The following is a 14,651-nucleotide window of genomic DNA, read 5'->3' on the forward strand; positions in this document are numbered from 1 at the left end:
AAAAACACCTCTACGTCAGAAGCTCCATCCTCCCTCACATTCTGGACGAGCCACTTCCGCTTTTCTAAAGAAGATAGGTGGGGGATAACTGCAGGCATGTGCTCGATTGGGCGAGCTTTCCATCAGTGGGAGATGGAAAAACTCTCCACTGATGGAAGTTTCACTTTATTAAGTGCGTTATTTTGAGATTGCAAGCTCAACTAAGCATCAGACAGACACTTCGCCTAGAAATGATTCATACACTAAAAGTATAAAGGATGTATATATTTTTAAAAATTGTTAACGCTTATAGATGTATATTGCCATTTCGTATAGAGGGGAGGAATAGTTTATTTATCGTTGGTCTAATTTTATATAGTAATGGTTAGATAGAATACGATAAATAGGCGAATATATGGGATATGTCGCAGCAAAAGAAGAAGTTTGTATTGTATGTGAACATAAAAAGGATAGTGGAATTCATTTGTATACGAGTTTCATATGTGAATCATGTGAACGAGAAATGATAGACACAAATACAAATGATCCAAAGTATATGTTTTATTTACAGCAACTGCGAAAAATACAAGTATTACCTTAGAAAAATACAAATTGAAAAAATGAGTGCAGGTCATTTTTTTCTGTATAGCAGCAACTTATATGTTGAAAAATAAAAATGGAGTTATATTGAAAAATAGGCGCAGTTGCCTATTATTTTTTTTTGTGAAAATCTCTGTATAATATAGAGAGAATGAATAGTAAGGAAGAGTGAATATGGATCAAAGAAAAATGCCCTTATATGAAGCATTAAAGACCTTTGCAAGTAAGAAACCTATATCCTTTCATGTTCCGGGGCATAAAAATGGAACAAATTTTCCACACGAAGCACAAAAGTATTTTCATGATATACTTTCTATTGATGTAACAGAACTTACTGGACTTGATGATCTTCATGGTCCATTTGAATGTATAGAAGAAGCACAGTGTTTATTAGCGGATCTATATGCAGTACAAAAAAGTCATTTTTTAATTAATGGTTCAACTGTTGGGAATTTAGCTATGTTGTTAGCGTGCTGTAATGAACATGATACAGTTCTTGTACAAAGAAACGCTCATAAATCGATTATAAATGGACTTAAATTGACTGGGGCGCGTCCTGTCTTTCTGGAGCCATGGATTGATGAAAAATCTGGTGTACCAGTTGGTGTCCCGTATGAAACGATTGAAGATGCAATTTTGCAATATCCACAAACGAAAGCTCTTATTTTAACGCATCCAAACTATTATGGTGTGGGTGTAGATTTAGAAAAGAGTATTGCATTAGCGCATAAAAATGGCATTCCTGTTTTAGTAGATGAGGCACATGGAGCGCATTTTTGTATCGGGGAGCCTTTTCCAACATCAGCGCTTGCGTATGGGGCTGATATTGTTGTTCATTCGGCACATAAAACATTACCAGCAATGACAATGGGTTCATACTTACACGTAAATAGTTCGCTTGTTGATGAAGAAAAAGTTTCTTTTTATTTAAATATGTTGCAATCTAGTAGTCCTTCTTATCCAATAATGGTTTCACTAGATATAGCTCGTTTTGTATTAGCGAAGATAAGAGAAGAGGGAGGAAAGGAGATTGCCGCGTTTACTCAGCGGTTTCGCGAGAAATTAAATCGTATTCCACAACTTGCTGTTTTAGACTATCCAATACAAGATGCATTAAAAGTAACAGTGCAAACACGCTGTAAGCTCTCTGGATATGAATTACAACGTCTATTTGAAGAGATAGGTATCTATGTTGAAATGGCAGATCCATATAATGTTTTACTTATTTTACCGCTCCAAGTAAATGAAGATTATATACAAGTGATTGATAAGATACAAGATGTACTATGCTCATACGATGTAGAAGATAGTAAGCCCCATATAAATTATCCTTATAAGGATAATTTATCTTCTTTGTCATTTACATATAAACAGTTGGAAAAATATAAGAAAAAAGTTGTGCCATTACGCGAGGCGTTAGGCATGATTGCGGCCGATATGATTATACCTTATCCACCAGGGATTCCTCTAGTCATGTATGGAGAGGAAATTACATTAGAGCATATAAATCAAATTTCTGGTTTAGAAGAGACTGGTGCACGTTTTCAAGGAAATATAAAAAATATTACTGTATACGATATATAGAGAAAGAAGGTTTTATGGATGAAGGGATTGTTTGTAACGATTGAAGGGCCAGAAGGATCAGGAAAATCTACATTAATTACAAAATTATTGCCGTACTTCGAGAAGAAGAAACAAAAAGTAGTGGCAACACGCGAACCGGGCGGGATTGTGATTTCAGAGGAAATTCGTACCATTTTACATAAAAAAGAGCATACAATGATGGAAGCACGTACAGAAGCATTATTATATGCTGCAGCACGCAGACAACATTTAGTAGAGAAGGTCATGCCAGCTTTAGAAGACAATTATATTGTAATATGTGATCGTTTTATAGATAGTTCTCTTGCTTATCAAGGATATGCAAGGGGCCTTGGCGTTGATAAGGTATTTGAAATTAATCGTTTTGCGACAGAAGATTGTATGCCGGATATTACAATCTATTTGGATATCGAACCAGGGGTTGGCTTAGCGCGCATTAAAAAAGATGGTAATAGAGAAGTGAATCGTTTAGATTTAGAAAGCATGGAATTTCATGAACGTGTTCGTGAAGGATATTTACAATTAGTAGATCGATTTGCAGATCGCATCGTCGTTGTAAATGCAGATCAACCAATGGAAGCTGTTGTAGAAGAAGTTACTCAGCTTATTGAACAAAAATTGTTATAATAGAAGAAAGTATAAAAAGTGAGGTATGGAATATGACGAAGACGTGGGAACAACTGTCTCTAATACAACCCATTGTTGTAAAAATGTTAATGAATAGTATTGCAAAAGAGCGTATATCCCACGCTTATTTGTTAGAAGGGCCAAAAGGAACAGGTAAACTAGAAACAGCTATGCAAATGGCGAAAAGCTTTCTTTGTTTACAACGAAATGGAGTAGAACCTTGCCATACATGTACGAATTGCCGACGCATTAATTCGGGCAATCATCCAAACGTATATATTGTTGCACCAGATGGTCTATCCATTAAGAAACAGCAAATTCATGAATTACAAGAAGAGTTTTCAAAAACAGGTCTAGAAGCAACTAAAAAAATATATATTATTGAGCATGCCGATAAGATGACAACAAATGCTGCAAATACGCTGCTTAAATTTTTAGAAGAACCAAGTAGTGACACAGCGGCAATTTTGTTAACTGAGCAAAGTCATCAAATTTTAAGTACTATTTTATCCCGCTGTCAAATTGTCACATTTAGACCGCTTCCGAAAAGTGCTTTGGTTAACCGTTTAGAAAGTGAAAAAATAAGTATTTCTTTAGGGAATCTTGCAGCGGAACTTACAAATAGTTTTGATGAGGCACTATCGTTTTGTAATGATGAATGGTTTGCACAAGCACGAACTTTAGTGATAAAATTATGTGAAGCCCTAGAGAAAGATGCCACGTCTCTTTTTTTTGTACAGGAGAAGTGGGTGAAGCATTTTGGAGAGAAAGAACAACTACAGCTAGGATTAGATATGTTGCTCCTTATTTATAAGGATTTATTATATGTTCAATTGGAAGAAGAAGAGCGTCTCGTTTTTCAAGACCAAAAGGAGTTATTTCAATCTTTTTCCTATTCTCAAAAGCGCATTGTATCGGCTCTTTTCAGTATATTAGAAGCAAAAAATAGAATCAACGCTAATGTAAATGCGCAGCTTGTGTTCGAGCAGTTAGTGTTGCGGTTGCAGGAGGGATGACCGTTTGTATGATGTAGTAGGTGTTCGATTTAAGAAGGCCGGAAAAGTGTATTACTTTGACCCAAATCAATTTGATATCTCAGAAAATGAATTTGCAATCGTGGAGACAGTACGGGGAATCGAATATGGGAAAGTTGTTATCACGAAGAAACAAGTCGATGAAAATGATGTTGTACTACCACTAAAGAAAGTTATTCGGATTGCAAATGAAACTGACCGTACAATTGTTGAGGAAAATAAACGTGCAGCAAAAGAAGCATATCAAGTTTGTCAGGAGAAAGTAATCGAGCATGATCTTGATATGAAGCTTGTTGACGTGGAATATACATTTGATCGTAATAAGGTTATTTTTTATTTTACGGCAGACGGTCGCATTGATTTTCGCGAGCTTGTAAAAGATTTGGCGGCTATTTTTCGGACAAGAATCGAATTAAGACAAATTGGTGTTCGTGATGAAGCAAAAATGCTAGGTGGTATTGGTCCATGTGGCCGAATGCTTTGCTGTTCTACTTTTTTAGGAGATTTTGAACCTGTATCCATAAAAATGGCAAAAGATCAAAATTTATCATTAAATCCTGCGAAAATTTCAGGATTATGTGGGCGATTGATGTGTTGTTTAAAGTATGAAAATGATGAATATGAGGCAGCAAAAGAGCAACTTCCAGATTTAGATGAGAAGATACAAACACCGAATGGTCTTGGTCGTGTAATCGGATTAAATATTTTAGAAAGATTAATTCAAGTGGAGTTAGTAGACAAGGAACGGATAGTAGAATATACGTTAGATGAATTAATGAATAAAGGGGTCGTTTCGAGTCAAACCACAGATTAATGAGGTGGGTGCTTGTGGAGAAAAAAGATATTTTTGCAGCGGTTTCCAGTATGGAAGAGCAAATTGGATATCTCTATAAACAGTTGGGAGAGTTAAAGCAGCATCTCGCAGAGCTACTTGAAGAAAACCAACATATTAAAATGGAAAATGAAAATTTGCGGAAGCGTTTTGAAGAAGTTCAGAATAAGCAGAAACAGAAGTCGAATAAGCGAAAAGAAATAAAGCCTAAAATAGATATCGGTGAAGGATATGATAATTTAGCACGCCTGTATCAAGAAGGTTTTCATATTTGCAATTTGCATTATGGAAGTGTACGTAAAGAAGGGGATTGTTTATTCTGTTTATCATTTTTAAATAAAAAATAAAATTACCTTTCCAATAAATTGGAAAGGTAATTTTTTGTACATATAATCAAAATAGAAGTAATGGACGTTAGACTGTTATGAGCGTAGCCCAGATTGTCTTAACGTTTGCTAAAATAAAGCTTGAATGAGATAAGGAAGGAAGAAAGACATGCAGTTGTATGGAGATGAACGTTTAGATTATTTACTATCAAAAGATATGAAAATTATTCAAAGTCCGTCAGTATTTAATTTTTCATTAGATGCAGTATTATTGGCAAACTTTGCGTGGGTGCCCATTCAGAAAGGAAATATATTAGATTTGTGTACTGGTAATGCAGTGATTCCTCTTTTATTAAGTTCCCGTACGAAGGGGAAGATTACGGGAGTTGAAATACAAGAGCGTATTTACAATATGGGTGTTAGAAGTGTTCAATATAATGATTTAGAGGAGAGAATACAGCTTATTCATGGCGATTTAAAGCATATGCCGGAGCAATTGGGACGACATCAATTTGATGTTGTTACATGCAATCCACCATACTTTCAAACGCCAAAACCATCTGAGCAAAATTTAAATGAACATTTAGCAATCGCTCGTCATGAAATTATGTGTACACTAGAAGATGTTGTACGTGTTAGCAGCCAACTTGTTAAGCAAGGAGGAAAAGTTGCTTTTGTACATCGACCTGGTCGTTTGCTTGATATTGTAACGCTTATGAGAAAATATAAGATTGAGCCAAAGCGCCTCCAATTTGTGTATCCAAAAGCAGGTAAAGAAGCTAATACATTATTAATTGAGGGTATTAAAGATGGGAATGCAGATTTAAAAATTTTGCCACCTCTTTTTGTATATGAAGATAATAATAAATATACGAAGGAAATGAATGAAATTTTATATGGAGCAGAATAAACATTATTTTTATGTTGTTGAATGTGCCGATGGAAGCTACTATGCAGGATATACAAACCATCTAGAGAAGCGAATTAAGGCCCATAATAGTGGAAAAGGAGCACGTTATACAAGAGCAAGACGTCCTGTTATATTAAAATATTTTGAAACTTATGAAGAAAAAAGAACTGCGATGCAGGCAGAATATCGTTTCAAGCAACTAAAACGGAAACAAAAAGATGAGTATATACAAAAAGGAGATTATTATGTGGCAGCAAAAAAGTTTTCAGATGAATGAAAGAGGAACATTATATTTAGTTCCAACTCCAATTGGAAATTTGGAAGATATGACATTTCGTGCAATTCGTATGTTAAAAGAAGCAGACTTTATTGCAGCGGAAGATACAAGGCAAACGAAAAAGCTGTGCAATTACTTTGAAATTGAAACACCAGTAATGAGTTACCATGAACATAATAAAGAAGTGAGCGGGCAAAAAATTTTAGATATGTTAGAACAAGGGAAAACGGTAGCACTTGTCAGTGATGCAGGTATGCCATGTATCTCAGATCCTGGCTATGACATTGTTGTGCAAGCAGTAGCAGAGCGGTACTCAGTTGTACCTCTTCCTGGGGCAAATGCCGCACTTACAGCGTTAATTGCATCAGGATTAGAAACAAAACACTTTTATTTCTATGGGTTTTTACAGCGTCATAAAAAAGAACGTAAAGCAGAATTAGAGAAGCTACGTTATATTCCAGATACAATGATGTTTTATGAGGCACCGCATCGATTAGGAGAAACATTAGTCTCTATGAAAGATGTATTAGGGAATAGAAACGTTGTATTATGTCGTGAGCTTACGAAGAAATTTGAAGAATTTATTCATGGTTCTTTAGAAGAAGTCATTCATTGGGCAAAGGAAAATGAAGTGCGCGGAGAATTTTGTGTTTTAGTAGAAGGTTCTACAGAAGAAGCAATTAGTGAAGAGGCATGGTGGGAATCATTAACAGTTGAAGAACATGTCGAATACTACATAAAGGAGAAAGGCCTTTCTTCTAAAGAAGCAATTAAAATTGTTACAAAGGATCGAAATATGTCGAAAAGAGACGTATATCAAGCATATCATGTTGAAAAAAAATAAAGCTTCTCTATTAGAGAAGCTTTATTTTGCTGCTGCGATAAATTGTTGTAATTCATTTAAGATTTGCTCTGCGCCTTCTGGGCTTAAAATGATTTTACCTTCAGCTAATGAAAGGTTACTATCAGAAACTTCACCAGTTACTTGGCAAGTCATGTTTGGTTTATATTTTTTTAAGATGATTTTTTCATCATCAACGTAGATTTCAAGAGCATCCTTTTCTGCAATACCTAGTGTACGACGTAATTCAATTGGAATTACAACGCGGCCTAATTCATCAACTTTACGAACGATACCAGTAGATTTCATATTTGTTTTTCCTCCTCATATTCTGCAAGTCTATTTTAATTCGCCATTTTTCGACAAAATACCCTATGAACCTATGATACCAATCATTTACATTTCCGTCAATTCTTTAATTATAAAATTTATAAAAGTTTTGTAGATTTTCGCATCTATTTATTATATATACTAAAAAATAATAGATGTATAGAGAGATTTATTTTATTCTTAGAATTTTATTACTAGTGTCGGAATATAGAAATGTATATTTTTTATTGATATGAGTAATAGATGATAAAGATATAGCACATACACTCGTCTTTATACGTAAGTTTTTGATATACTGTTTATAAATACATATGAGGTCATTTGGGAGGTTTAAAATAATGACAGAGGAAAATAAGACCTTTTACATTACAACTCCGATTTATTATCCGAGTGGAAAGCTTCACATTGGACATGCTTATACGACAGTAGCGGGAGATGCAATGGCGCGCTATAAACGTATGCAGGGATACGATGTGTACTACTTAACAGGCACTGATGAACACGGACAAAAGATTCAAAAAAAAGCAGAAGAATTAAATGTTACACCACAGGCATACGTTGACAACATCGTAGCGGGAATTAAAGAACTGTGGAGTAAAATGGATATTTCTTATGACGATTTTATTCGTACAACAGAAAACCGTCATAAAGAAGTTGTGGAAAAAATCTTTAAACAACTTGTTGATCAAGGTGATATTTATCTTGATGAATATGAAGGTTGGTATTCTGTACAAGATGAAACGTTTTATACAGAGCATCAACTTGTTGATCCAGTGATGGAGAACGGAAAAATAGTTGGCGGGAAGAGCCCAGATAGTGGCCACCAAGTAGAGCTTGTTCGTGAAGAATCCTACTTCTTTAGAATGGGGAAATATGTAGATCGACTATTAAAGTTCTATGAAGATAATCCACACTTCATTCAACCAGAATCACGTAAAAATGAAATGATTAATAATTTCATTAAACCAGGATTAGAAGATTTAGCTGTTTCTCGTACTTCTTTTGATTGGGGTGTTCGTGTACCGGGTAACCCCAAGCATGTTATTTACGTATGGGTAGATGCATTATCTAACTATATTACGGCATTAGGGTACGGAACGGAGAATGAAGAAAAGTATAAAAAATATTGGCCGGCAGATGTTCATTTAGTAGGAAAAGAAATTGTTCGTTTCCATACAATTTATTGGCCAATTATCTTAATGGCTCTTGATTTACCACTTCCGAAAAAAATATTTGCACATGGTTGGATTTTAATGAAAGACGGAAAAATGAGTAAATCAAAAGGGAATGTAGTAGATCCTGTTACGTTAATTGATCGTTATGGTTTAGATGCACTTCGTTATTATCTACTTCGTGAAGTACCATTTGGATCAGATGGTGTATTTACACCAGAAGGATTTGTTGAGCGTATTAATTTTGATCTTGCAAATGATTTAGGAAATTTATTAAATCGTACAGTAGCAATGATTGATAAATATTTTGACGGAGAAATTCCAGCCTATAAAGAAAATGTAACAGAGTTTGATGAAGCTTTAGTAACATTTGCAAAAGATACACTGCAAAAAGTAGAAGATGCAATGGAAAACATGGAGTTTTCAGTAGCACTAAGTACAATTTGGCAACTTGTTAGCCGTACTAATAAATATATCGACGAAACACAGCCATGGGTATTAGCAAAAGATGAAAGTGATTGTGAGAAACTGGCTTCTGTTATGGCACATCTTGCAGAAACACTGCGTCAAATAGCAATTCTGTTAATGCCATTCTTGACAGAAACACCAGGGAAAATCTTTGAACAAATTGGAATTACAGATGAAGAATATAAAACTTGGAATAGCCTTTCTACAATTGGCTGCATTCCAGTTGGTACAAAAGTTGTGAAAGGACAACCTGTATTTCCACGCTTAGAAGTAGAAGTAGAAGTGGAATATATTAAAGAACAAATGAAAGGATCTGCTCCAAAAGTAGAAAGAAAGAAAGAAGCGGCGCCAGAGGTAGAAGAAATTTCAATTGATGATTTCTTTAAAGTAGACTTACGCGTAGCAGAAGTACTAGATGCAGAACCTGTAAAAAAAGCAGATAAGCTGTTAAAGATCCAACTTGATTTAGGCACAGAAAAACGACAAGTTGTCTCTGGAATTGCTAAATTTTACTCTCCAGAAGAATTAAAAGGGAAGAAAGTTATCTGTGTTACAAATTTAAAACCAGTAAAATTACGTGGAGAATTATCACAAGGTATGATTTTGGCAGGCGAAGAAAATGGAAAGTTGTCATTAGCAACAGTCGATCAAAACTTACCAAGCGGTACAAAAATTAAGTAATAACGACAAAATGAGAGATGTTTCACGTGTAACATTTGTGAAGCATCTTTTTTCTCGTTGAAAATCTTTCTAAATTTCCCTTTTTTGTATCAAAATTGTAATATGGTTGTTATTGTCCTGTTAGGAAAGTAATTTTCCCCTATGATAGAATTTATTTCAAATAAAAGGAGTTCTTATTATGCTGTTTGATACACATTCACATTTAAACGCAGAGCAATTTGAAGAGGATTTACAGGAAGTAATTGCAAGAATGAAAGAAGCAGGTGTTTCTTATACAGTTGTAGTTGGTTTTGATGAAGTGACCATCAAAAAGGCAATTGAATTGGCAGAAACATATGATTTTATTTATGCAGCTGTTGGTTGGCATCCCGTTGATGCGATTGATATGACAGAAGAACATTTAAAATGGCTGGAAGAGTTAGCGGCTCATCCGAAAGTCGTTGCACTTGGTGAAATGGGCTTAGATTATCATTGGGACAAATCTCCGAAAGAAGTGCAAAAAGAAGTATTTCGTAAACAAATTAAGCTAGCAAGAAAGGTTAATTTACCAATTATTATACATAATCGGGATGCAACGCAAGACATCGTAGATATTTTGAAAGAAGAAAATGCAGCTGAAGTAGGAGGAATCATGCATTGTTTTAGTGGCAGTGTTGAAGTTGCAAAACAGTGTGTGGAGATGAATTTTCTAATTTCATTAGGCGGGCCAGTAACCTTTAAAAATGCAAAGAAACCAAAAGAAGTTGCGATGGAAATTCCAATGGAACAACTTTTAATTGAAACAGATTGTCCTTATTTAACTCCTCATCCGTTTCGTGGAAAACGAAATGAACCAAGCTATGTAAAGCTTGTTGCGGAGGAAATTGCAAAATTAAAAGGGCTATCTTATGAAGAAGTAGCGGTCAAAACAACAGAAAATGCAAAAAAACTATTCGGCATTCAATAATGAGAAGTAGAGGAGGTATTCCTCCTCTCTTTCTTCCTTCACCTATGTTTATCTTCAGATAAGTAACACTACTAGAAATAGTAGGAGAATGAGAGTTAATAATTCTGATCTAGACAGGGAGGGTACTTTATTTTGATTGCAAATGCTAAAAAGTTATTATCCAGGTTAGAAGTGAACAAAAGATTAGTAGTAAGATTTACGAGTGCATTAATTATTTCAGGATCTGTTGGGACAGTAGCTTATGCGGGAACAACAGATAAAATAACTGTTGAAGTAGATGGAAAGAAACAAGAAATTTATACACATGCGAATACTGTAAGTGAGTTGTTGCAGGAAGAGAAGATTCAAGTGGCAGCAAAAGATCATATATATCCAGCAATTTCTGCGAAAATTAAGGATGAAATGAAAGTAATTGTCGAAAAAGCGAAGCCATTTACGATTATAGTGGATGGAAAAGAGAAACAAGTACAATCAACAGCAAAAACAGTAAAAGATTTGTTAGTAGAAGAACATATTGAAATTAGTGAACATGATAAAGTATATCCTAGTTTGCATACATCGTTAGAAGGCACTCAAAAAATTATGATTCAAAAAGCATTCCCAGTTACATTATATGTTGGCGGTCAAGAACAGCAAGTATGGTCAACTTCGACTACTGTCGCTAACTTTTTGAAAGAACGACAAGTATCACTAAGCGAAATGGATAGAGTAGAACCGGCTTTACAGGAAGTGATGCAACAAAATATGAAGGTCAAAGTGGTTCGAGTAGAAAAAGTAAGCGATGTAGTGGAAGAGCCAATTCCCTTTACTGAAGTGAGACAAGAAGATTCCTCACTCCTTAAGGGAACAGAAAAAGTGATTCAAGAAGGAATAGAAGGAAAAAAGAAGAAAGTATTTGCAGTTATCAAAGAAGATGGAAATGAAGTTTCAAGAAACTTACAGAAAGAAGAAATAGTGCAAGAAGAAAAAAATCGTATTGTAGCTGTTGGCAAAAAAGAAGAAAAGCCTATTTTAGATGATGCAGAAGGTGTAGTTGCCAACGAATTTTTTGTGCAAGCAACAGCTTACTCACCGTATTGTGGTGGATGCCAAGGTGTAAGCGCGGGTGGTTATAATTATAAGGAAAATCCAAATATGAAATTAATTGCAGTAGATCCACGGATTATTCCTCTTGGAACAAAGGTATGGGTAGAAGGATATGGATATGCAGTTGCTGGTGACACGGGCGGAGCAATTAAAGGGTATCGTATTGATGTTCTTATGCCAACAGAATCACAGGTAGATGCTTGGGGAAGAAAACAAGTAAAGATTAAAGTGTTACAATAATATGGTAAGCAGAGGAACTTTTTCTCCTCTGCTTTTTAAATTGTATCAACTAGGAAAATAATAATGGAAAAGTAGGCGTTTTTTTGTTTTACTAATTAGAGATGTGAAATGAGTGTGGAGGAAGTTATGAAGATTAAAGAAATAATTGTTGTGGAAGGTAAGGATGATACGGTTGCCATTAAGCGTGCAGTGGATGCAGATACAATTGAAACGAACGGTTCGGCAATTGGAGATCATGTCATTGAACAGGTAAAATTGGCGCAACAAACACGAGGTGTTATTATTTTTACAGACCCTGATTACCCTGGAGAACGTATTCGTAAAATTATTTCTGAGAAAGTGCCAGGATGTAAACACGCATTTTTACCAAAAGAAGAAGCATTGGCAAAGCGAAAGAAGGGTGTTGGCATTGAGCATGCTTCTAACGAATCTATTAGGCGCGCTTTGGAAAGTTTACATGGAGAGATGGAAGAGTACACGAGCGAAATTCATTGGATTGACTTAGTAGAAGCGGGGCTTGTTGGTGGAGAAAAAGCAAAAAGCCGGAGAGAACGAATGGGTAAGCTATTAAAAATCGGTTATACAAATGCAAAACAGTTACATAAACGTTTGCAAATGTTTCAAATTTCAAAGCAGGATTTTGCAAAAGCGTATAAGCAAGTATTACAGGAGGAAAAGAAATGAAAGATATCGCAACGCCAAATCGTACAAAAGATATTGTTGAAAAGTATGGATTTTCATTTAAAAAGAGTTTAGGACAAAACTTTTTAATTGATACAAATGTATTAAATCGGATTGTAGATTACGCGGAGGTTGGATCTGAGAGTGGGGCAATCGAGATTGGACCTGGTATTGGAGCATTAACAGAACAACTGGCAAAACGTGCTAAGAAGGTAGTAGCGTTTGAAATTGATCAACGTCTTTTACCTATTTTAGAAGAGACATTAGCGCCTTATAATAATGTAACGGTAATTAATAAGGATATTTTAAAAGCTGATGTAAATACTGTATTTCAAGAGCAGTTTGAAGAAGGGCAAGATGTAATGGTAGTAGCGAACTTACCATACTATGTGACAACGCCAATTTTATTTAAGTTATTAGAAGAACAATTACCAGTGCGTGGTTTTGTTGTGATGATGCAAAAAGAAGTAGCAGATCGCTTAGCAGCTCGTCCAGGAACAAAAGATTATGGTTCGTTGTCAATTGCCATTCAATACTATACAGAACCAGAAACGGTGATGACGGTTCCGCGTACAGTATTTGTACCACAGCCAAATGTAGATTCAGCAGTTATTCGTTTACTAAGACGTCCAAAGCCACTTGTGGAAGTAAAAGATGAAGCATTCTTCTTCGAAGTAGTGCGTGCTAGCTTTGCACAGCGACGTAAAACATTAATGAATAATTTATCTAATAATTTAAATGGTTTTCCAAAGGATAAAATATTACTTGAACGTATATTAGCAGAAGTTGAAATTGATCCGAAACGAAGAGGCGAAACATTATCAATTGAAGAGTTTGCAAAGTTAAGCAACGCTTTATTTTTATCCCGCATTAACGGGCAATAAGACCCCCACTGATGGAAGTTTCACTTTATATAAAATGTAAAAGGTAGCTCGTTTTGAGCTACCTTTTTTGTCACCTTTTTCCTATAAGTTCATAGGCTAAAACAGAACGTAGTGAGTTATATGTCCCTACGAGTTTGGAGGTAAAAGGATGGCTGTACACGTTGGAGATTTAGTGGAGAGAAAGTCTTATAAGCGCGACCTTCTTTTTCGAGTAACAGAAATAAAAGACACGATAGCAATTTTGTTTGGGGAAGAATTTCGGCTCGTAGCAGATGCACCAATAGAAGATTTAGTTCTTGTCGATCAACGGGATTATACGAAAAGAGTGAAACAGGAACGAGAAACAATGGAAAAGACATATCGTTTATTTCAACAAGATTATGTATTAATGAGAGAGCGCCAAGAATATCAGTCAACAGGCGGCTATGCAAATGAAGTAAATTATTTTCAAATGCCAGGTAAAGTGCTCCATCTTGATGGGGATCCTTTATATTTAAGAAAATGCTTAGATCTATATACGAAAATAGGTGTGCCTGTACAGGGAATTCATTGTAAAGAAACGGAGATGCAAGACAAGGTTCTAGATTTAATTGAGCATGTTCGTCCTGATATCTTAGTGATTACCGGACATGATGCTTATACAAAATCAAAAGGAGAAATGGGCAATTTAGCCGCTTATCGTCATTCTAAGCATTTTGTACAGGCTGTACGTACAGTACGAAAAAAGTATCCTTCATTAGATCACCCTGTTATTTTTGCTGGAGCATGTCAATCGCATTTTGAAGCTCTTATTCGAGCTGGAGCAAATTTTGCAAGCTCTCCGTCCCGTATTAATATTCATGCATTAGATCCAGTATATGTTGTAGCAAAAGTGAGCTTTACTTCTTTTATGGAACGGGTTAATGTTTGGGATGTAATACGCAATACAGTAACCGGTGAGAAGGGGCTTGGTGGAATTGAAACAAAAGGAATTTTACGAACAGGATTGCCCTTTCAATATTATGAAGAGTGAGCAAGGTAAGCATTTGCCTTGCTTTTTATGTATGCGCTTTTTGAGATTTGGATAAAAAAGTATAAGAACGTACAGACTATATATGTATAACTTGTATTTTTATACTTTCCATCCCAATTACAG

17 protein-coding genes are annotated in these 14,651 nt (G+C 35.3%); 16 read left to right on the forward strand and 1 reads right to left on the reverse strand.

Annotation, left to right across the window (positions count from 1 at the left end):
* The 10 genes from WAZ07_RS24410 to rsmI all read left to right on the forward strand — a co-directional run.
* The coding region (locus WAZ07_RS24410; protein WP_336474492.1) for a hypothetical protein at positions 1–186 on the forward strand (186 nt) is incomplete at its 5' end.
* A gap of 208 nt (positions 187–394) precedes the next feature.
* Positions 395–580, forward strand: a complete 186-nt coding sequence (locus WAZ07_RS24415; RefSeq protein WP_336474493.1) for a sigma factor G inhibitor Gin — start codon at positions 395–397, stop codon at positions 578–580.
* Between the two features lie 173 nt (positions 581–753).
* Positions 754–2,163: an aminotransferase class I/II-fold pyridoxal phosphate-dependent enzyme gene (locus tag WAZ07_RS24420; RefSeq protein ID WP_336474494.1), complete on the forward strand. Its 1,410-nt coding sequence runs from the start codon at positions 754–756 to the stop codon at positions 2,161–2,163.
* A gap of 18 nt (positions 2,164–2,181) precedes the next feature.
* Entirely contained in the window at positions 2,182–2,808 is a 627-nt protein-coding gene (gene tmk / locus WAZ07_RS24425; RefSeq protein WP_090918090.1) for a dTMP kinase, read from the forward strand.
* 32 nt (positions 2,809–2,840) lie between these two features.
* The gene (gene holB / locus WAZ07_RS24430) at positions 2,841–3,824 is read left to right on the forward strand and encodes a DNA polymerase III subunit delta' (RefSeq protein ID WP_336474495.1); all 984 of its coding nucleotides are present in this window, start codon (positions 2,841–2,843) and stop codon (positions 3,822–3,824) included.
* A gap of 4 nt (positions 3,825–3,828) precedes the next feature.
* Positions 3,829–4,656 carry a PSP1 domain-containing protein gene (locus tag WAZ07_RS24435; protein ID WP_090918094.1) on the forward strand — a complete coding sequence of 276 codons (828 nt, stop codon included), beginning with the start codon at positions 3,829–3,831 and terminating at the stop codon, positions 4,654–4,656.
* A 14-nt stretch (positions 4,657–4,670) separates the two neighbouring features.
* Positions 4,671–5,021 (forward strand): DNA replication initiation control protein YabA, encoded by a 351-nt coding sequence (gene yabA, locus WAZ07_RS24440; protein ID WP_336474496.1) that lies wholly within the window; start codon positions 4,671–4,673, stop codon positions 5,019–5,021.
* A gap of 148 nt (positions 5,022–5,169) precedes the next feature.
* Positions 5,170–5,910: a tRNA1(Val) (adenine(37)-N6)-methyltransferase gene (locus WAZ07_RS24445; protein ID WP_090918097.1), complete on the forward strand. Its 741-nt coding sequence runs from the start codon at positions 5,170–5,172 to the stop codon at positions 5,908–5,910.
* On the forward strand, positions 5,897–6,187 hold the full coding sequence (locus WAZ07_RS24450) for a GIY-YIG nuclease family protein (protein WP_090918170.1): 291 nt from the start codon (positions 5,897–5,899) through the stop codon (positions 6,185–6,187). Before WAZ07_RS24445 ends, WAZ07_RS24450 begins: the two co-directional genes overlap by 14 nt.
* On the forward strand, positions 6,156–7,031 hold the full coding sequence (rsmI, locus tag WAZ07_RS24455; protein ID WP_090918098.1) for a 16S rRNA (cytidine(1402)-2'-O)-methyltransferase: 876 nt from the start codon (positions 6,156–6,158) through the stop codon (positions 7,029–7,031). Before WAZ07_RS24450 ends, rsmI begins: the two co-directional genes overlap by 32 nt.
* A 21-nt stretch (positions 7,032–7,052) precedes the next feature.
* Here the strand turns inward: rsmI and WAZ07_RS24460 are convergent, their stop codons facing one another.
* Positions 7,053–7,337, reverse strand: a complete 285-nt coding sequence (locus WAZ07_RS24460; protein WP_020062162.1) for an AbrB/MazE/SpoVT family DNA-binding domain-containing protein — start codon at positions 7,335–7,337, stop codon at positions 7,053–7,055.
* Between the two features lie 359 nt (positions 7,338–7,696).
* Between WAZ07_RS24460 and metG the strand changes: the two genes are divergently transcribed.
* From metG to yabG, 6 genes are all read left to right on the forward strand, one after another.
* Positions 7,697–9,679, forward strand: a complete 1,983-nt coding sequence (gene metG, locus WAZ07_RS24465; RefSeq protein ID WP_336474497.1) for a methionine--tRNA ligase — start codon at positions 7,697–7,699, stop codon at positions 9,677–9,679.
* Positions 9,680–9,857: 178 nt separating this feature from the next.
* A complete protein-coding gene (locus WAZ07_RS24470) occupies positions 9,858–10,625 on the forward strand; it encodes a TatD family hydrolase (RefSeq protein ID WP_090918102.1) in 768 nt (255 codons plus the stop codon).
* A 132-nt stretch (positions 10,626–10,757) separates the two neighbouring features.
* Positions 10,758–11,951 carry a ubiquitin-like domain-containing protein gene (locus tag WAZ07_RS24475; RefSeq protein ID WP_336474498.1) on the forward strand — a complete coding sequence of 398 codons (1,194 nt, stop codon included), beginning with the start codon at positions 10,758–10,760 and terminating at the stop codon, positions 11,949–11,951.
* Between the two features lie 126 nt (positions 11,952–12,077).
* Complete coding sequence (rnmV, locus tag WAZ07_RS24480) at positions 12,078–12,635, forward strand: ribonuclease M5 (RefSeq protein ID WP_035433610.1); 558 nt, start codon at positions 12,078–12,080, stop codon at positions 12,633–12,635.
* On the forward strand, positions 12,632–13,516 hold the full coding sequence (gene rsmA / locus WAZ07_RS24485; protein ID WP_336474499.1) for a 16S rRNA (adenine(1518)-N(6)/adenine(1519)-N(6))-dimethyltransferase RsmA: 885 nt from the start codon (positions 12,632–12,634) through the stop codon (positions 13,514–13,516). The genes rnmV and rsmA overlap by 4 nt, the downstream gene beginning before the upstream one ends.
* 148 nt (positions 13,517–13,664) lie before the next feature.
* On the forward strand, positions 13,665–14,528 hold the full coding sequence (gene yabG, locus WAZ07_RS24490) for a sporulation peptidase YabG (RefSeq protein WP_090918109.1): 864 nt from the start codon (positions 13,665–13,667) through the stop codon (positions 14,526–14,528).
* Positions 14,529–14,651: the final 123 nt, after the last annotated feature.

The sequence above is a fragment of the Bacillus bruguierae genome (assembly GCF_037104725.1).
GTDB lineage: Bacteria > Bacillota > Bacilli > Bacillales > Bacillaceae_G > Bacillus_A > Bacillus_A bruguierae.